This is a genomic window from Allobosea sp. (assembly GCF_051860145.1).
In the GTDB taxonomy this organism is placed as follows: Bacteria; Pseudomonadota; Alphaproteobacteria; order Rhizobiales; family Beijerinckiaceae; genus Allobosea.
The window spans coordinates 461391-479792 of record NZ_JBHYEM010000002.1 but is presented as its reverse complement, the minus strand read 5'-3'; the positions used below and the strand labels follow the sequence as shown (position 1 = coordinate 479792).

Annotated in this window: 18 protein-coding genes; 10 read left to right on the top strand and 8 right to left on the bottom strand. The window is 66.2% G+C overall.

All coding sequences use genetic code 11. The features are described 5' to 3' along the window. Positions 1–2 precede the first annotated feature (2 nt). Both ACTIF2_RS05565 and ACTIF2_RS05560 read right to left on the bottom strand, forming a co-directional pair. Positions 3–1217, bottom strand: a complete 1215-nt coding sequence (locus ACTIF2_RS05565) for a beta-ketoacyl-[acyl-carrier-protein] synthase family protein (RefSeq protein WP_439496046.1) — start codon at positions 1215–1217, stop codon at positions 3–5. Then, positions 1218–1484: an acyl carrier protein gene (locus ACTIF2_RS05560; RefSeq protein ID WP_439496045.1), complete on the bottom strand. Its 267-nt coding sequence runs from the start codon at positions 1482–1484 to the stop codon at positions 1218–1220. Between the two features lie 138 nt (positions 1485–1622). Between ACTIF2_RS05560 and ACTIF2_RS05555 the strand changes: the two genes are divergently transcribed. Continuing rightward, a complete protein-coding gene (locus tag ACTIF2_RS05555) occupies positions 1623–2429 on the top strand; it encodes a lysophospholipid acyltransferase family protein (protein WP_439496044.1) in 807 nt (268 codons plus the stop codon). On the opposite strand, the gene ACTIF2_RS05550 is transcribed toward ACTIF2_RS05555, so the two are convergent. Next, positions 2407–4029, bottom strand: a complete 1623-nt coding sequence (locus ACTIF2_RS05550) for an oleate hydratase (RefSeq protein WP_439496043.1) — start codon at positions 4027–4029, stop codon at positions 2407–2409. The two genes, ACTIF2_RS05555 and ACTIF2_RS05550, sit on opposite strands and share 23 nt — an antisense overlap. 150 nt (positions 4030–4179) lie before the next feature. Continuing rightward, a complete protein-coding gene (locus ACTIF2_RS05545) occupies positions 4180–4896 on the bottom strand; it encodes a CDP-alcohol phosphatidyltransferase family protein (protein WP_439496042.1) in 717 nt (238 codons plus the stop codon). A gap of 309 nt (positions 4897–5205) precedes the next feature. Here ACTIF2_RS05545 and ACTIF2_RS05540 point away from each other — a divergent pair, with 309 nt between their 5' ends. Both ACTIF2_RS05540 and ACTIF2_RS05535 read left to right on the top strand, forming a co-directional pair. Continuing rightward, positions 5206–5901: a lysophospholipid acyltransferase family protein gene (locus ACTIF2_RS05540; protein WP_439496041.1), complete on the top strand. Its 696-nt coding sequence runs from the start codon at positions 5206–5208 to the stop codon at positions 5899–5901. Next, positions 5898–6716, top strand: a complete 819-nt coding sequence (locus ACTIF2_RS05535; protein ID WP_439496040.1) for an SDR family NAD(P)-dependent oxidoreductase — start codon at positions 5898–5900, stop codon at positions 6714–6716. The genes ACTIF2_RS05540 and ACTIF2_RS05535 overlap by 4 nt, the downstream gene beginning before the upstream one ends. Before the next feature lie 9 nt (positions 6717–6725). Here the strand turns inward: ACTIF2_RS05535 and cysN are convergent, their stop codons facing one another. Continuing rightward, complete coding sequence (gene cysN / locus ACTIF2_RS05530) at positions 6726–8675, bottom strand: sulfate adenylyltransferase subunit CysN (protein ID WP_439496039.1); 1950 nt, start codon at positions 8673–8675, stop codon at positions 6726–6728. After that, a complete protein-coding gene (gene cysD, locus ACTIF2_RS05525; protein WP_439496038.1) occupies positions 8675–9568 on the bottom strand; it encodes a sulfate adenylyltransferase subunit CysD in 894 nt (297 codons plus the stop codon). The genes cysN and cysD overlap by 1 nt, the downstream gene beginning before the upstream one ends. Positions 9569–9850: 282 nt before the next feature. On the opposite strand from cysD, the gene ACTIF2_RS05520 reads away from it, so the two are divergent. The 7 genes from ACTIF2_RS05520 to ACTIF2_RS05490 all read left to right on the top strand — a co-directional run bounded on the left by ACTIF2_RS05520 (position 9851) and on the right by ACTIF2_RS05490 (position 16836). Next, the gene (locus ACTIF2_RS05520; protein ID WP_439496037.1) at positions 9851–10054 is read left to right on the top strand and encodes a hypothetical protein; all 204 of its coding nucleotides are present in this window, start codon (positions 9851–9853) and stop codon (positions 10052–10054) included. Continuing rightward, positions 10035–10862, top strand: a complete 828-nt coding sequence (locus tag ACTIF2_RS05515) for an ABC transporter permease (protein WP_439496036.1) — start codon at positions 10035–10037, stop codon at positions 10860–10862. Before ACTIF2_RS05520 ends, ACTIF2_RS05515 begins: the two co-directional genes overlap by 20 nt. An 81-nt stretch (positions 10863–10943) precedes the next feature. Next, positions 10944–12035, top strand: a complete 1092-nt coding sequence (locus tag ACTIF2_RS05510; protein WP_439496035.1) for an inositol-3-phosphate synthase — start codon at positions 10944–10946, stop codon at positions 12033–12035. Next, the gene (locus ACTIF2_RS05505) at positions 12035–12526 is read left to right on the top strand and encodes a phosphatidylglycerophosphatase A family protein (RefSeq protein ID WP_439496034.1); all 492 of its coding nucleotides are present in this window, start codon (positions 12035–12037) and stop codon (positions 12524–12526) included. Before ACTIF2_RS05510 ends, ACTIF2_RS05505 begins: the two co-directional genes overlap by 1 nt. Before the next feature lie 19 nt (positions 12527–12545). After that, positions 12546–13820: a glycosyltransferase family 4 protein gene (locus tag ACTIF2_RS05500; RefSeq protein ID WP_439496033.1), complete on the top strand. Its 1275-nt coding sequence runs from the start codon at positions 12546–12548 to the stop codon at positions 13818–13820. A gap of 177 nt (positions 13821–13997) precedes the next feature. Further along, positions 13998–15182 carry an SDR family oxidoreductase gene (locus ACTIF2_RS05495; RefSeq protein WP_439496032.1) on the top strand — a complete coding sequence of 395 codons (1185 nt, stop codon included), beginning with the start codon at positions 13998–14000 and terminating at the stop codon, positions 15180–15182. 16 nt (positions 15183–15198) lie between these two features. Then, positions 15199–16836 carry an FAD-binding oxidoreductase gene (locus ACTIF2_RS05490; RefSeq protein WP_439496031.1) on the top strand — a complete coding sequence of 546 codons (1638 nt, stop codon included), beginning with the start codon at positions 15199–15201 and terminating at the stop codon, positions 16834–16836. 11 nt (positions 16837–16847) lie between these two features. Here ACTIF2_RS05490 and ACTIF2_RS05485 read toward each other — a convergent pair whose 3' ends face one another. Further along, positions 16848–17279 (bottom strand): GlcG/HbpS family heme-binding protein, encoded by a 432-nt coding sequence (locus ACTIF2_RS05485; RefSeq protein ID WP_439496030.1) that lies wholly within the window; start codon positions 17277–17279, stop codon positions 16848–16850. A gap of 3 nt (positions 17280–17282) precedes the next feature. Next, on the bottom strand, positions 17283–18395 hold the full coding sequence (locus ACTIF2_RS05480) for an ABC transporter ATP-binding protein (RefSeq protein WP_439496029.1): 1113 nt from the start codon (positions 18393–18395) through the stop codon (positions 17283–17285). Between the last annotated feature and the right edge of the window lie 7 nt (positions 18396–18402).

The following is an 18402-nucleotide window of genomic DNA, read 5'->3' as shown; positions in this document are numbered from 1 at the left end:
GCCTAATGCGCCAGGCTGACGATGAGCGAGGCGTTGATCCCGCCGAAGGCCAGCGAGTTCGACATCACCGCCTTCAGCGGCGCGGGGCGCCGCGCCGTGACGATATCGAGCGGTATCCTCGCATCCGTCATGGTGTGGTTCAGGGTCGGCACGACGGTCTGGTCGGCCAAGGACATGATCGCGACGATCAATTCGAGGGCGCCGCCCGCGCCGAGCGCGTGACCGTGCACCGGTTTCGTCGAGGTCACGGCGATCGCCGGCAGGTCCTCGCCGAAGACCGCGGCCAGCGCCTGGCCCTCGGCAAAGTCGTTGGCGATCGTGCCGGTGCCGTGAGCGTTGACGTGCTGGATGTCGTGGGGCTGCAGGCCCGCATCAGCGAGGGCGAGCCGCATCGCCCGCGCGCCCCCGAGCGGGTCCGGGCGCAGCAGGTCGCCGGCATCGCTGCTGGTGCCGTAGCCCGCGAGCGTCGCCAGCGCCGGGGCCTTCCTCCGCTGGGCCGACGCAGCGGATTCCAGTACGAGGATGCCGGCCCCTTCGCCGAGCACCATGCCGTTCCTGTCCGCCGCAAAGGGGCGGCAGAGCGTCGGCGTCATCACACGCAGGGCTTCCCATGCGTGGAAACCGGCCGGGGTGAGCAGGGCCTCGCTGCCGCCGACAATGGCGATATCGACGGCGCCCGAGCGAATGAGCTGCAGGCCGAGGCCAATGGCCTGGGCGGCCGAGGCGCAAGCGCTCGCCACGCAGAAACAGGGGCCCGTCGCTCCGAAGCGCATGCTGACATGGGAGGCGGCCGCGTTGGGCATCATCTTGGCGACGCTCAGCGGGTCGGGGCGCGCCTGGCTGACATAGAAGCCGTAGGCGCCGCTATCGACGCTCGCAGCGCCCCCGATTCCGGAGCCGATGATCACGGCGGTGCGCTCGCCGAGCGGCGGCTCATGCGAAAGCCCGGCCTGCCCGATGGCCTCGTGCGCCGCCACGAGCGCCAGGGCCGAGAACCGGTCGATCTGGCGCGCCAGGTCGGGACTGACGAGATCGCTGGCGTCGAATTCGGGATCATGAGCGGCGGCATGGATGCGCTGGCGCGGCGAATGCGCGAGGGCGATCGGCTTCACGCCGCTCGTGCCGGACAGGCAGGCGTCCCAAAGCCGGGGGACGCCACGGCCGAGCGCGGTGACGCAGCCCATGCCGGTGATGACGACATCCCGGGCCGCCGGCACTTAGGCCGTCGCAGCGATGCGGGCGGCGACCAGGCTCACCAGTTCCCCGACAGTCTTCACCTCGGAGAGTTCGGAATCGATCGCGATATAGGTGCCGAACTCGTCTTCGATGGCGACGAGGATCATCACCACGTCGGCTGATTTGACGCCGAGCGTGTCAAGTTCAGCATCGAGCTTGACCTTGTCGCGGTCGACCATGCCTTCCTTGGCCACAAGATCAAGCAGCCGCTCCACGATCTCGGGGGCGGGTTTCGATTCGGTCGTCATGATTTTGTAGCGCACTCGGCTGAAACAGGGCTGCTATAAGCATATGCGGAAGACTGTGTCGAGGCGTTGCGCTATTTGCGAGCCGGCATAGTGCCGCAACTGAAAGCAGATCGCCCATCGGGGGGGCAAAGCGTTTCAATGATACTTCCACCGCCGACGCCGAGTGTCATCCTGCGCTCCTATCTCTGTTTCTTCGCTCTGGTCGTGCTCGGCGCACTCTATAGTCCGCTTCTGCCCTTCATCGTCTTGCCGCGACGAATCGTGCGCGCGGTGTTCCACTCCTATCTGCGGACGAGTCTTTGGCTGCTGAAGGTGATTTGCGGCGTGCGCTACGAGGTGATCCGGGCCGAGCCTGCACCGCAGGGGCCCGTGCTCTACGCCAGCAAGCACCAATCGGCCTGGGACAGCGTGGTGCTGCCGATGCTGCTCGGCGGGCCCGCCGCCATCGTCAAGCGCGAGCTGCTGCTGACGCCGATCGTCGGCTGGATCGTCTGGCGCCTGCAGCACATCGCCGTGGCGCGCAAGCGCAGTGCCGAGAGCTTCCTGCGGCTCTCGGCGAGGGCGAGAGAGCGGGTGGCGGCCGGGCAATCGCTGCTGGTCTTCCCCGAGGGGACGCGCCGGCCGCCCGATGCCGGCTTCGGCTTCCGCTACGAGCGCGGCTTCACCGCGCTCTACCAGGCGCTGGGGGTGCCTTGCGTGCCGATCGCGCTCAATTCAGGCTGCTTCTGGCGGCCGCGGCTGATCCGGTATCCCGGAACGATCAAGGTCGAGATCCTGCCGGCGATCCCGCCCGGGCTGCCGCGAAACCAGCTTTTCGACGCGGTCTCGCTGCGCATCGAAACGGCATCGCGCGAGCTGGCGGCCAGGGCCTTCCCCGCAGCGGATCCCGGTGCCGGCAAATGTGCCGAGGACGCGAGCGATCCTATTTCCGATGCAACATCTTGAGGGCGTCGAACAGCACCCTGGGATCGTGCTGGCCCTTGTAGAAGGGTGAGACGGGCCTGGCCAAACCCAGCAGACCGAACACGGCCATCTGTGCGGAGCGAACCGAATATTCGACGGTGAACACCACGTCGTCCGGGACTTCGCAATACTGGCCGATGAAGGCCAGGTTCCGTGAACCCTCCGGAATCACCTTCGGCCTGTCCTTGCCGGTCCGGGGCATGAACTGGCTGGTGATGTAGGGCATCATCGCGGTGATGACCCTGGATGTGCGCAGGATATGCGGCGCCTTCTCGGTGAACCTCAAATGGGACAGCAGCTCGGTGAGGATTTCTTCGCCCGTGCAGTCGGCCATCGGCTTGTGCACGAAGTTGCCGGGGCGATCGGGAAACAGGCCATAGCCCCACCAGACCCAGACATCCTTCGGTTGCTCGTAGTAGTGCGGCTGATGGTTCAGCACGACGGTGAGCAGCCAGTTCGAATCCTTCACGGTGACGAGGCCGCCTTTTCCGGCCAGGCTGCCCGAAAAGGCCTCCAGAAGATCGAAGAAGGTCGAATCCCGGGCGGTGACGGTGAAGGATTCCCATTTCGACTTGTCGATGTCGGAGCAGAATGCCGCGGGACGCCCGAAATCCTCGCTCTTCGCCGCCAGCTTCTCCCAGAGCTTCCATGAACCGCCGGACTTTTCGGTCCGCAGGACGGGCGCGGCGGTGTTGGAGCCGTAGGAGGTGTCCGCCGTCATGCTGCCATTGGTGACGAAAACCAGATCGTCGGGACGCAGTGGCAGGACGTGGCTTTCGCCGCCTTGCGAATAATGGAGGCGCGTGGCGGTCTTCTCGCCGCCCTCGATCGCCACATCGATATCGGTCACCTCGGTGCCCATCACGAGTTTGACCCCGTGGTCGGTCAGCCAGCGGATGATCGGCCTCACCATCGCGTCATACTGGTTGAATTGCGTGCGATAGATCCCGGCCATGGTGTCGATGGTCGAGAACAGGTGGGTGAAGCGTAGGCAGTAACGCTTGAACTCCACCGCGCTGTGCCAGGGCTCGAACGCGAAGGTCGTGCACCAGATGAACCAGAAATTGCTCTTGAAGAAGTCGGGCCTGAACCATTGCTCGATCGTCTTCACCCCGAGCAGGGCTTCCGGCGTCGCGCAGAGTTCGACGAGGTTCAGCCGATCCGTCTCGCTGAAGCCCAGATTCGCCACGTCGACGATCGCCCCCTCGGCCACGAGGCGCGCCTTGTCGTTCCAGAAGAACTCCTGGTGGAACTCCATCAGCTCCTGCTTGGCCGATTTGGCCGGGTCGCTGATCGAGGGGATGAAGGAGAGGAGATCGTAGGTGCAGTTGAATTTTTCTTCGAACATGCGGCCGCCGCGCATGGAATAGCCGTCCTCAGGATCGCCCCTGGCGTCGAGGCTGCCGCCATAGCGCTCGGACTCTTCGAAGATGGTGATGTCGCCGCCCGCAAAGCCTCCCTCCTTGATGAGGTAGGCGGCCGCGGCAAGGGACGCGATGCCGCTGCCAATCAAATAGGCTTTCCGGCCCGATGAAGCCGATCGGGCGTCGTGACCTTCGGCAGGGGACGTGCTGGCGTTCATGTTGGGCTTCCCGTTTCGCGCGCTCGCGCCGCCGCTCCCCGCTTCCGGCCGCGCGAACTGTTACCCACCCGTCCTCGAAACGTGCCACGTTTGGCCCGGTCCCACCACCCTGGGCTGCGAACTCCCCGATGCAACCCCGTCCGTCACGGCCTAACGCAGGACGCCATCCTCGGCCTGCAGCATGCGCTTGGCCCGGACGAAGCGCTGCAGCGCCGTGAAATGCGTCAGGGCGCCGAGCAGGATGAGGATGCCGCTCAGGAGCCATGGCAGGGAATAGGTGCCGAGCAAGGCGACGCAGAGGATCCAGAGGCGCTGCGGCCGCTCGAGAAGATCCGGCCAGGCCTTGTTGTCGATCTCCGTCTCCATGGCGGCGCGAGCCTTGTTGTAGCTCGTCAGCATCGAGCCGGTCGCGGCGAAGAAGACCAGCGGCCAGTTGTCGTTGACATAACCGATGGCGACGAAGGTCACGAGTTCCTGGTAGCGGTCGATCACCGCGTCGAGATAGCCGCCGAAGCGGGTGACGCGGCCCTGCCGGCGGGCGACGACGCCATCCAGCGCATCGAACAGATAGGCGAACATCAGTCCGCTGCCGAGCAGGAAGGGATTGCGGTGCCAGACATACAGGGCGCAGTTGGCGGTGACCAGCACGAGGCCGATGCAGGTGATCTGATTCGGCGTGATCGCCGCGGCGGCGAGGCGGTCGAGCAGTCCCTTTCTGCTCGGCGGCTGCTTCAGCGGAGCAGGGGTTTTGGCGGGACGCCTGTAGAGCAGGCAGAGAAGGATCAACGCGGCGATGAGCGGATAGTAGACCACAAGGAAACGGGCATCGAGATCGTCGATCTGCAATACCTGTCGCAAAAATTCCATGATCAGTCTCGCCGGTATTCTTCACTTGCGGAATTCTGTTGACCGGGGTCAACACATCGGCAGCATAACGTCAAGCCTGCAAGATTTTTACCCAAGGTAACCGAGGCTTGATCGGCCTCGAACACCTCTTTATGAGCGCAAGAAATGGATTGCGACGACGGTCGAACAGCCGGGGAGGAGCCGGCGCGGCGTTTGGGCGCCGAAGGCGGGTCCGAGCCCTCACGAGCGAGCGCCCCGCAGCGCCGGAGGAGCCCGGTCGGCGCCGCGCAGGCGAGCCTGATCGCGAGACGGCGCCGGCTCGGCCATCTCATGCTGCTTCCGATGCATGGCCTCGGCGCGGCGCTGATGCGGCTGGCCGGCGGCTACCGGATCGCGGAGCTGCAGCGTTCGCGGGATGAATTCGCGCGCATCGCCGCGACGCCCGGACCGATCCTGATCTGCGCCAATCACCTGACCTTCATCGATTCCGTGATCATCCTGCGCGCCCTCGGCTCGCCGCTCTGGTACCGGCGCAACAGTTCACGGCTGTCGTGGAATCTTCCGGCGCAGGACGTGTTCGGCCGGCACTGGCTCTATCGCAGCATCGGGGGCCTGTCGAAATGCCTGTTCATCGACCGGCGGGGCGATGCCCGCCACAAGCATGCGATGATCCGGACCTGCAGCGACCTGATCGCCGGCGGCGAGGTCGTGACCATCTTCCCGGAAGGCCGGCGCAGCCGCTCGGGCCGGTTCGAGCCGGAGCGGCTGACCTCCGGCATCGCGCATATCGTCGCCGCCAATCCGCATTGCCGGGTGCTGTGCCTGCATGTTCGCAGCGACCGGCAGGCGAGCTATTCGGATTTCCCGCCGCGCGGCTCCGTTTTCCACGTTTCGATGCAGCTCGTGGAGGTGCCGGCGGAGATGCCGGGCCGGACCGGGCGCCGCGAGCTCGTGGCGCGCGTCGGCGAGACGATCGCGGCATTGGAGACGTGCTTCTTTGCCGGAGCGGGCAGGAGGCCGGGATGACGCAGATGATTTCCCGGCATGCGCAGACCGCGCTGGTGACCGGCGCGTCCTCGGGCATCGGCCGGGCCCTTGCCCAGGAGCTGGCGCGCGCCGGGCACGGTCTCGTCCTGCATGGTCGCGACCGCGAGGCGCTCAGCTCGCTGGCCCGGCAACTCCGTGAGTCCCACGCGATCACCGTCGACGTCGTCACCGGCGACCTGGCGTCGGAAGGCGGCACCGCGGCCCTGATCGCCGACGTGTCGGCGCTCGATCGTCCGATCGGACTCCTGATCAACAATGCCGGCGCGACGCTGCATGGCAGCTTGGCCGAGCTTCCGCTCGAGGATGTCCTGCGCCTGGTTGAACTTCAGATCGGCTCCGTCCTCACGCTCACGCAATGGGCGCTCGGCCCGATGCTCCAGCGCGGCCATGGCCGGATCATGAATGTCGCCTCGGTCTATTCCTTCATCCCGGTCCCGTTCCAGACCGTCTACGGCGCCAGCAAGGCGTTCATGTCCAGCTATTCTGCCGGGCTCGCCGAAGAGTTGCGCGGCAGCGGCGTCAGCGTGACGCTGCTGGCGCCGGGTTCGACCCGCACGGCTTTTCGCGAGCGGGCCGGGCTGGCGGCGCGCGGCGACAGTCGCGGCATGGATCCGGCCGAGGTCGCCCGGGCCGGCTATGCAGGCATGATGCGCGGCGAGACGCTGGTCATTCCGGGGCGCATGAACCGCTTCTTCATCGCCTGCCTGCGTCTCGTGCCGCACCGGCTGGCGGCGCGGCTGATGCTGCGGATCAACGGCCTGCGCGGCCTCAGTGGCGGCGACGGGCGGCGTTAGAGTCCGGCCCTATCGTCCGCTTCGCTGCCGGAGCAGGCCGTGCCTCGCCATCTGCTCGATGACCAGATCCGCCAGTTCCTCGGGGCTCTTGCCCTCCGTCTTCAGCCGGATCTCGGGGTTGGCAGGCTCTTCATAGGGCGAGTCGAAGCCGGTGAAATTCCGGATCTCGCCGCGTTGCGCCTTGGCGTAGAGGCCCTTCGGATCGCGCGAGATGCAGGTCTTGAGCGAGGTCTCGACGAAGACCTCGAGGAAGGCCGTCTCGCCGAGCAGCTCGCGCACCATTTGCCGCTCGCGCGCGAAGGGCGAAATGAAGCAGCAGAGCACGACGAGACCGGCATCGGTCATCAGCTTGGACAATTCGCCGACGCGGCGGATGTTCTCGACGCGGTCGGCCTCGGTGAAGCCGAGATCGCGGTTGAGGCCGTGCCGGATATTGTCGCCGTCGAGCAGATAGGTGAGCTGTCCGGCGGCGTGCAGCCTGCGCTCAACCAGGTCCGCGATCGTCGACTTGCCGGCGCCGGACAGGCCGGTGAACCAGAGCACGGCCGGCTTCTGGCCCAGCAGCCCGGCGCGCGCGGCGCTGTCGATCGTCACCTTCTGCAGATGCAGGTTCGAGGCGCGCCGCAGCGCGACCTCGATCATGCCCGCGCCGACCGTCGCGTTGCTGACGCGGTCTATCAGGATGAAGCCGCCGGTCTGCCGGTTGTGCCTGTAGGCGTCGAAGGCGATCGGGAAGCTCGTGGAGAAATTGCAGAACGCGATCTCGTTGTGCCGGACCTGGGTCGAGGCGAGCTTGTTGAAATGCTCGATATCGACCGTGTGGCGAATGGCGGTCACCGTCGCGGGGACCGTCCTGGTGCCGATCTTCAGGAGATATTCGCGCCCGGCCAGCAGGGGCTGGTCCGCCATCCAGATCAGGTGGGCGGAGAACTGGTCGGCGACCGAGATCTGGTCGCCGGGGCAACACAGGACGTCGCCGCGGCTCAGGTCGATCTGGTCGGCCAGGACCAGGGTGACGACCTCTCCGGCCTGGGCAGCCGAGCGTTCGCCATCGGCGCCGATGATCTGTTCGATGCGGGTGGTGCGGCCGGAGACCGCTTCCATCACCGGGTCGCCGAGCTCGATCTGGCCGCCGCGAATGGTGCCGGAATAGCCCCTGAAATCGGCATCGGGCCGGTTCACCCACTGGACTGGGAAGCGGAAGCTGCTCGTTTCCGACGGAGGCGGCGGCTGGACCGTCTCGAGATGCTCGACCAAAGTCGGGCCGTCATACCAGGGCATGCTCGTGCTGCGCGAGCCGACATTGTCGCCATAGCGCGCCGAGATCGGGATCGCGGTGACGGCAAAGCCGAGATGCTCCGAGAAGGCGGCGAATTCCTGCGCGATCGCACGGAACGTCGCCTCCTTGTCGGGCATCAGGTCGATCTTGTTGACCGCGAGCACCACGCTGTGGATGCCGAGCAGCGAGCAGATGAAGGCGTGCCGGCGCGTCTGCGGCAGGATGCCCTTGCGGGCATCGATCAGGATGATGGCGAGGTCGGCGGTCGAGGCGCCGGTCGCCATGTTGCGGGTGTATTGCTCGTGGCCGGGCGTGTCGGCGACGATGAAGGAGCGGCGACCGGTGCTGAAGAATCGGTAGGCGACGTCGATGGTGATGCCCTGGCTGCGCTCGGCCTCCAGCCCGTCGGTCAGCAGCGCGAAGTCGATCTCGTCGCCGGTCGTGCCGAAGCGGCTCGAATCCCGCTGCAGGGCGGCGAGCTGGTCGTCATAGATCTGCCTTGCGTCGTAGAGCAGGCGCCCGATCAGCGTCGATTTCCCGTCATCGACCGAGCCGCAGGTCAGGAAGCGCAAGGTCTCGGCGCGCTCGACCGGAACGGGCGCCGGCCGCACCGGCTCCGGCGTCTGGTCGGCCTCCGTGAAGGCGGCGGCATAGGCCTGGGCCAGGGCAGGATTGGCCATCAGAAATAGCCCTCGCGCTTCTTGCGCTCCATCGAGGCGCTCTCGTCGCTGTCGATCAGCCGTCCCTGCCGCTCCGAGGTCGTCGTGCCGCTCATCTCGGCAATGACATCCTCGAGTGTCGCGGCCTGCGATTCGATCGCGCCGCTGAGCGGATAGCAGCCGAGCGAACGAAACCGGATCGAGCGCATTTCAGGACGTTCGCCCGGCTCCAGCCGGAAGCGCTCGTCATCGACCATGATCCAGGTGCCCGCGCGCCGCACCACGGGGCGCTCGCGTGCGAGATAGAGCGGCACGACCGGGATGCGCTCGGCCAGGGTGTAACGCCAGATATCGAGCTCGGTCCAGTTCGAGAGCGGGAAGACCCGCATCGTCTCGCCCTGGCGCAGGCGCGTGTTGAAGAGCTGCCAGAGCTCGGGGCGCTGGTTGCGCGGGTCCCAGCCATGGCGTTCATTGCGGAGCGAAAATATCCGCTCCTTGGCGCGGCTTTTCTCTTCGTCGCGCCGCGCGCCGCCGAAGGCCGCGTCGAAACCGTATTGCTCGAGGGCCTGCTTCAGCGCCTCGGTCTTCATGACCTGGGTGTGGAGGGAGGAGCCGGAATCGATCGGGTTGATGCCCTGCGCCAGGCCCTCCTCGTTGATGTGGACGAGGAGGTCGAGCCCGAGCGCCGCGACGAACTTGTCCCTGAAGGCGATCATCTCGCGGAACTTCCAGGTCGTGTCGACATGGAGCAGCGGGAAGGGTGGCTTCGACGGCCAGAACGCCTTGCGCGCGAGATGGGCCAGTACGCCCGAATCCTTGCCAATCGAATAGAGCATCACCGGATTATGGAATTCGGCGGCAACTTCCCGAATGATGTGAATGGATTCGGCTTCTAGCTGTCTAAGATGAAGCATCTGGGCGCGATAATCTAAGGGGCACGGGTCATACAGGCCATTGCTTGGCTTGTGGATCACCGTTTCGCTCGCGGCAAGAAAAAATTGGCTTGCCGCGACACTATCGGGAGAATGATTTTGTGAAGGAGCGCTTGGGGCTAGCCGCTTCATTTCCTCGCCCGAGCAATCGATGCGACTGCGGCGCCGGGCGGCGAATTGCCTATGGTCGTGCAAACCAAGCGTTTCGTTCTGTTTAGTGTCGGGCCATCTCTCCGAGCATCGATTTGCGGAGATGTAGCGCCCTTGGAGTTGCTACAAATTGACGCTGAAGCGCGGCGGCAGCAGCTCTATCTCGAACGCATCGTCGAGCCGCGGGCGGCGGATTACTCGGCGGAGCCGAGACGGCTGCGCAATGTCATCGTCACGTTCTGCGCGACCTTGCTGCTTTTCTTTGTCGGCTGGCTGCTATCGCAGGGGGTCCGCGAACATGCCATCGAGCGCCACTGAGGACAGCGCGGTGCTGAGGCCGACGCGGGCGCCGTCGCTGCGCGCCTCGCTCGCCGTGCAGGCGCGCACCATGAACGCGCTCGTCATCCGCTTCCTGGTCACGCGCTATGGCCGCGAGAATCTCGGCTTCGTCTGGGTCATCCTCGAACCGATGCTGCTCTGCTCCGGCGTGATGCTGATGTGGTCGATCCTGAAGCCGCCTTTCGAGCATGGCCTTCAGGTCGTCGCCATCGTGTTCACGGGCTATCTGCCGCTGACGCTGTGGCGGCACATGACGATGCCGGCCGTCTTCATCCTCCGGTCCAGCCGAAATCTTCTCTACCATCGGAACGTGACCTATCTCGATGCGGTCATTTCACGCCTGGCGCTGGAATTTCTGGGAACGACCGCCGCTCTGCTGATCGTCTATGGCGTGCTCTTTGCCTTCGGCGTGCTTGGGCCAATCTATGATTTCTCGTTGATGCTGGCGGGCTGGCTGCTGATGGCGGGGCTCGGCTTCGGCTTCGGCTGTATGCTGGCGGCGGCGAGCGAGTATTCGGAAATCTTCGAGCGGTTCATGCAGCCGATCCAGTATCTGCTCGTGCCGCTGTCCGGCGCGTTCTTCATGGTCGAATGGTTCTCGGCAAAAGGGCAAAAGGTGATCCTTTATATGCCCATGGTGCATGCTTACGAGGCCTTTCGCGGTGGCTTTTTCGGCCCATCGACCGTGACGCACTATTCGTTGGGGTACGGCGCCGCCTGGGCCCTGGGGGTGACCGGCCTCGGCCTGTGGCTGATCGAGAAGGTGCGCGATCGCGTGCATAGTTGATGCGTTTCAGGGCGGCTGGTCGCCGGATGTCCCGAAACGGGCGGCGAGCGATCATCAGGGGTGTGAGCGGGGGCGGCTGTCTTGGCTGAGAAGAAAGTTCGTGTCGGCATCGTCGGCGTCGGCAACTGCGCCGCGTCCCTCGTGCAGGGCCTGGCGTACTACCGGGATACCACCGGCAACGAACCGGTTCCGGGCGTGATGAATGTCGATCTCGGCGGCTACCGTATCGGCGATGTCGAAATCTCCAGCGCCTTCGACGTCAATGCCGACAAGGTCGGCCGCGACGTCGCGGAAGCGATCTTCGCCCAGCCGAACAATGGGCAGCGCTTCGCCGAGGTGGCTCCAAGCGGAGTGATCGTCCAGCGCGGCCCGACGATGGACGGCATCGGCCGCTACATGAGCGATGAGATCGTCGAATCGGATGCGCGCGTCGTCGACGTCGCCAGGACGCTGGCGGAATCCGGCACGGATGTCCTGGTTTCCTATCTGCCGGTCGGGTCGCAGCTCGCGAGCGAATTCTACGCCGAATGCGCGCTCCAGGCCGGCTGCGCCTATGTCAATTGCATTCCGGTCTTCATCGCCTCCAATCCGGACTGGCGCCGCCGGTTCGAGGAGCGCGGCCTGCCGCTGATCGGCGACGACATCAAGAGCCAGGTCGGAGCGACGATCGTTCACCGGGTGCTGGCCAACCTGTTCCAGGAGCGCGGCGTGCGGCTGGACAGGACCTACCAGCTCAATTTCGGCGGCAACTCCGATTTCCGCAACATGCTGGAGCGCGAGCGGCTGGAATCCAAGAAGCTCTCGAAGACCCGCGCGGTGACGGGGCTGCTCGAAACCCCGTTGCCGCCGGACGACATCCATGTCGGCCCGAGCGATTTCGTGCCCTGGCTCACCGATCGCAAATGGGCGCATATCCGGCTGGAGGGGACGTCCTTCGGCGGGCTGCCGCTCAATCTTGAGCTCAAGCTCGAGGTCTGGGATTCGCCCAATTCGGCGGGCGTCGTGATCGATGCGATCCGCTGCGCCAAGCTCGCCATGGACCGCGGCCTGGCCGGGGCGGTGATCGGGCCCTCCGCCTATTTCATGAAGTCTCCGCCGAAGCAGTTCACCGACGAGGCGAGCCGCGTGCTCACCCAGCAATTCATCGCCGGGCAGGACGAGGTCGTCGGCTGATGGGGGCGGGGCGGCCCTATCAGGCGAAAGTCGCGACCGGCGAGCTGCGCCGGGACTGGTCGTTCTGGCTCGCGACCTGGTTCGGAATCGGCCTGCTCAGGCCGGGCCCGGGGACATTGGCGGCCCTGACGATGCTGCCGGTGGATTGGCTGCTGTTCTCGGTCGATGCGCGTCTCTACGGGCTAGCCGTTGCTGGGCTGGTCGTGATCGGCATTGCGAGTTCCGCCGCCGTCGCGAGATCGACGGGCGAGCAGGACCCCCAGATCATCGTGGTCGACGAGGTCGCCGGCGCCCTGCTGGCGTTGTGGCTAGCCGGCAATGCGTCGCCATGGGCGCCCTTCGTCGCGGTCGCGCTGTTCCGCCTTTTCGATATCTGGAAGCCCTGGCCGATCAACCGGCTCGAGCACCTGAATCCGCCGGGTGTCGGGGTCATGGCGGATGATCTCTGTGCCGGCCTTGCAGCGGGGCTGATCACCTTCGCACTCTTCTGACAGATCGAACTCGCCCGGCATGCGCCCGCACATCGCCTATGACATCAGCAACTATGCCGCCAGGCTGTTCACGGCCACGCCGACGGGCATCGGGCGGATCGACATGGCCTATGGTCAGCATCTCGCGCATCAGCCGGGCGTATTGGCGGCGGGGGTCCGACTCGGACTGCTGGGACCGCGCCTGCACGCGCCGGTCGCGGTGCGCCGTCATATCGATGCCGTGCTCGGGCGCTGGCACGAGGGCGATCCGCAAGGGCCCGACGCCGATTTCATGGCGATCAGCGAGTGGCTGCAAGGCCGCCAGCCGAGCCTGAGGCGGCTCACCTCGGCGCGGCCGCCGATCCGCCATGCCGGCCTGTCGAGCAAGAGCCTGGAAGTCTGGGCGCGGAATGATCGGCGCCTGCGGGTTCCGGAGGGGGCGGTCTATCTCAACGTCGCCTTCGCCAGCCTGCACAAGCCGCAGCTCTTCAACTGGCTCGATGCGAGGCCCGACATCAAGCCGGTCTTCGTGGTCCATGACCTGCTGCCGATCGACTACCCCGAATATTTCTGGCCCCGCCACGACCTGCGCATCCGAAAGGCCTTCGCCACGATCCTGCGGCGCGCGAAGGCGGTCATCGTCTCCAGCAGCGCCGTCCGCGAGCGCTTCGCCCTGCTGGCGGCCGAGGCGGGGCGCAAGGATATCCAGATCCATGTCGCGGCCTTCCCGCCCGGGCCGGAATTCCGGCGCCGCGAGGAGCCCGTCGACCTGCTCGACGCCGCACCCTATTTCGTCATTTGCAGCACCATCGAGCCGCGCAAGAACCATCTGCTCCTGCTGCAGATCTGGCGGGAGATGGCGCTCGGCGGAAAACCCGTGCCCAAGCTGCTCATCGTCGGCAAGCGCGGCTGGGAGAACGAGCAGGTGATCGACCTGCTGGAGCGCTGCGACGCCTTGCGCGGCCATGTGCTGGAAGTCTCCAATCTCTCCTCGCCGACGCTCAACCGTCTGGTCGCGCATGCGCGGGGCTTGCTGATGCCGTCCTTCATGGAGGGTTTCGGGTTGCCGCTGATCGAGGCGCTGGCGCTCGGCACGCCGGTCGTCGCCAGCGATATTCCGGTGTTTCGCGAAGTGACCCAGGGTTGCGGCGCCTTCCATCACCCGCTCGACGGCTTGGGTTGGAAGAACGAGATCGAGCGACTGGCCTTCGACGATGCCTATTGGCGCGAGAGCAGGACGCTCGCCGCACAATTCTCGCCGCGGAGTTGGGACGATTACTTTGCCGGGCTGGATGCTTTCCTGGCGACATTGTGAGGTCCAGGACTACCGGCTGCAGGCAGAACAGCCTCAATATTGGTTCGGCTGCAACCTTCGGAGAGGCGAAGGCATGCGACTTGCGCAGTTCGCCGATATTCTTTACGCGCAAGTTGAAGCCGTGATCCAAATCTGTATATCCCCAATGACGAAGCGCGCCGATCGCCGGATGAGTGAATGAACCGTACCATCTTGCTCACCGGCGCCTGCGGCACACTTGGCTCACAATTGCTCAAGCGGCTTCTTGGGCAGGGGCACAGCGTCGTCTGCCTGGTGAGAGGGCGCGATCAGGCCCATGTCCAGGCGCGGGTGGCCGCCATCATCGGCGCGCGCGTCGATGTCGCCGTCTGGCGCGGCGATCTCCGCGAGCCTCTTTGCGGGCTATCCACCGACGTCATCTCCACGTGGCGGGGCCGGATCGATACGATCCTGCATTGCGCGGCCAGTATCGAGTTTCGCGACAGCCGCGCGGCCCAGGCGACGAATGTCGAAGGCGTCCGGAATATCCTCGTATTGGCGGAGGCCCTTGGCGTCAGCGAGTTCCGCCATGTCTCGACTGCCTATGTGGCCGGCGATTCCGAGCGCTTCGCCGAGGAGGATCTCGATGCCGGCCAAAGCTGGCGCAATGCCTATGAGCATTCCAAATATCTTGGCGAGACGCTGGTCAGGGCCTGGGCGGCGCAGGCTGCGGGGCGCTCCTTTACGGTCCATCGCCCGAGCATCCTGATCGGTTGCCAGGATGGCAGCATTCCGGCGTTCGACGCCTATTACACCTATCTGAAGCCATTCGCCCTCGCCGCAGCCAGCATGCGGCGGCGCGGGCGGGACAGGCTTCCGGACGGCATCCGGATCAGCGGGTTCGACACGGTCGCGCTGCCCGTCGCGGTCCAGATCAGGGACGAGGCGACGCTCAATCTCGTGCCGCTGGACTGGGCGGCGCAGACGGTCGTGCGCCTGCTCGGCAAGCCGTCCCGGAACGCGACCTTCCATGTCGTGCATCCCGAGCCGCCGCGGGTGCGCGACATGCTCGAGACGTCGCTGCGTCTGCTCAGGATCGAGGGCGTGCGCATCGTGCAGAGCACTGTCGAGAAGGAGCGTCTCGCTGCGGCGATGCCGCCCGTCCTGTCGCGCTTGCACCACAATATCGAAAAGGTGCTGCTGTCCTATCTGCCCTATACGACGGGCGAGGCGCGGTTCGGCGACGACGGCTTGAGGCGTGAACTCGCCGATGAGTACGTGGCCGCGCCCGAGATCGACGAGGCCTATCTCGCGCGCCTGCTCGCCTATGCCGAGGCGAAGGACTGGGGCATCGGCGCGGCCGCCCATGCCCCAGCGCCGATGCCCGTCCGGATTCCCGCATGATGGCGGAGGGTCTGCGATGAAGTGGTGGGGGTGGGGCGACGCCGAAAAATCCTTCCCGATGGAGGACAAGCCGGAGCTGTGGCCATGGATCCGCCGCCGTCTCGCGCTTCCCGAGACACGGCTCAGGCCGCCGGTGGCGCGCGACCGGCTCGTCATTCCGCGCCCGGTGGTGAACGCCGCTTTCTGCGAGGCGCTGGAGCAGGGCTTTGCGGCCGCGCGCTACACGAGCGACGACGACGCAAGGCTCCATCGCTGCTTCGGCAAGAGCTATCCCAACCTGCTGGCGGCGCGCGCCGGCGCGCTTCCGCGCGCGACCGACATGGTGGTCTATCCGGCCTCGCATGATGAGGTGGAGCGCCTCGTCGCGCTGGCGCATGAGCATGATGTCTGTCTCATCCCGTTCGGCGGCGGGACGAATATCGTCGGCGGCATCGATCCGCTCGCCTCCGAGACCCGGATGATCGTGACGCTCGACATGCGCGACATGAACCGGCTCGTCAGCGTCGATCCGCATTCGCAGGTCGCGGTCATCCAGGCCGGGATGCGCGGGCCGGAGCTCGAGGCCGCCTTGCAGGCCAAGGGCTTCTCGCTCGGGCATTTCCCCGATTCCTTCGAGTTCTCGACCTTGGGCGGCTGGCTCGCGACCCGCTCCGCCGGAATGCAGTCTGACGCCTATGGCCGGATCGAGGACATGGTCCTCAGCATGAGGATGGTGACGCCGCGCGGCACGATCGAGACGCGCCCGGTTCCTGCCTCCTCGGCGGGGCCGGACCTCAACCGCATGATGTGCGGTTCCGAGGGTGTTCTCGGCGTGATCACCGAAGCGACGATGGGGGTGCATCCGGTGCCGCCGCACAAGGACTATCGCGGCTTCCTCTTCCGCAGCTTCCCGGAGGGCGTCGCCGCCATCCATGCCTGCTGGCGGGCCGGGCATGTGCCGAGCATGATCAGGCTGCAGGACAGCAACGAGACCGAACTCGCCGCCCATATGAAGGCGCCGGCCAAGGGCCTGGCCGGCTTCGTCCAGTCACTGGTCAAGCGGCATCTGAAACGCCGCGGCTACAGCGCGCCCTGCATCATGGTCGTCGGCTTCGAAGGTTCGGCGGAGCAGGTCCGGCAGGAACGCTCCGCGACGCTGCCGATCCTGAAGAAATTCGGCGGTTTCTCGCTCGGCAACAGCATCGGCGACACCTGGTCGAAGGACAAATACAACATCCCCTATCTGCGCGACTACGTCATGGATCGCGGCGTGATGTGCGACGTCGCCGAGACGGCGACAACCTGGGCGGATGTCGTCCCGCTCTATGACAAGACGATCGCCGCGGTGAACGCCAGGTTTGCGGAAGACCGGGGCGCGGGCTTCATCGGTTGCCATATCTCGCATAGCTACGAGACCGGCGCCTGCCTCTATTTCACCTACGCGGCGGCGCAGCAGGCCGGCTCGGAACGAGAGCAGTATTATTCCTACAAGAACCTGATCACCGACGTCTTCATGCAGAACGGCGCCACCCTGACGCATCACCACGCGGTCGGCGTCGAGCACAAGCCCTGGCTGGAGGTCGAGATTTCGCCGACGGGTCTGCGGGCGCTGTCGGCGCTCAAGCGCGAGCTCGATCCCAAGTCGATCCTCAATCCCGGAAAGCTGCTCGGCTGAGCCGGGCGCGGTTACGCGACTTCGGCTCGGCGGCCTAACGTGGCCAGACCGGCCTCGGCTGCGGCGATATCGGTCACGGCATCGCCGCCGCTGACGCCGATGCCGCCCGCGACATCGCCCTCGATCAGGACGGGGTAGCCGCCGGGTAGCGCCGACAGCCGCCCGCCGAGCTGGGTATTGGCGCCGAAGCCGGGCTGGCCGGGCTGGATCACCGCCGCGAGCTCCTGCGTCGCGCGCTGATGCGCGACCGTGGTCCAGGCCTTGTTGCAGGCCATCTCGAGGCTCGTCATCCGCGCCCCGTCGTCGCGCAGGACGACGAGCGGGGTGCCCGTCGCATCGGCGATGCAGACCGTAACGGCGTAGCCGCGCCGGCGCGCTTCCTGCAAGGCGAGATCAGCGGCCGCACGTGCCTCGGCCAGATCGATGCTGGGGATATGCCGCATCGCTCAGCCCGGCTGCGCGATGGCGGCGCCGCTGCCGGCATCGAACCACCTGACGCGGGACGGGCTCGATGGCGAAAGGCCGATCGACTGGCCCGGCTCGCATTGCAGGTCGGGCGGCAGGAAGGCGGTGACGAGCGTCTCGCCGATATCCGCGCGCATCAGGCTGCGCGAGCCGAGGAATTCGACGGTGCGCACCGTGCCTGTCAGTTCCGCGTCCTTCTCCGTGCTGACGACGAGGTCTTCGGGGCGGATGCCGGCGCAAAGGCCGGCCGCGCCCGCCGGCAGGTCCGGCGGCAGCGCGATCGCCACGCCGGGCGAGCGCAGCCGGCCGTCGGCCCTGTCGCCTGCGAAGATGTTCATGCCGGGCTCGCCAAGGAAGCGGGCGACGAAGAGGTTGGCCGGCCGGTCATAGAGTTCCCTGGGCGGCCCGACCTGCTCGATGCGCCCGGCCGACATCACCGCGATGACATCGGACAAGGTCATGGCCTCGCCCTGGTCATGCGTGACGTAGAGCATGGTCGCGCCGAGGCGCTGGTGCAGGTCCTTCAGCTCGGAGCGCATCTGCACCCGCAATTGCTGGTCGAGATTGGAGAGCGGTTCGTCGAGGAGATAGACGGTCGGCGTGCGCACCATGGCGCGGCCGAGCGCGACGCGCTGGCGCTGCCCGCCGGAGATCTCGCGCGGCAAGCGTTCGAGCAGGGCGTCGAGCCCCAGCATGGTCGCAGCGTCGCGGACCTTGCGCGAGACCTCCGCCTCGCTCGTCCGCCGCCGCCGGGCGCGTAGCGGGAAGGCGATGTTCTCGAAGATCGTCAGATGCGGGTAGAGCGCATAGGACTGGAACACCATGGCGATGTCGCGATCCGCCGGCGCCACCGTCGTGACGTCGCGCCCGCCGATCAGGATCTGCCCCTGGCTCGGCAATTCGAGCCCGGCGATCATGCCGAGCGTCGTCGACTTGCCGCAGCCGGACGGCCCGAGCAGCGTGACGAACTGGCCGGGCGCGATGTCGAGATTGACGTCGGCGACCGCGGTGACGGGCCCGAAACGCTTGGCGACATCGATGAACTTCACCGAGCGGGCGCTGGAGCCTGTCTGCGGCGGGGTGGGGCTGAGCATGGAAAGG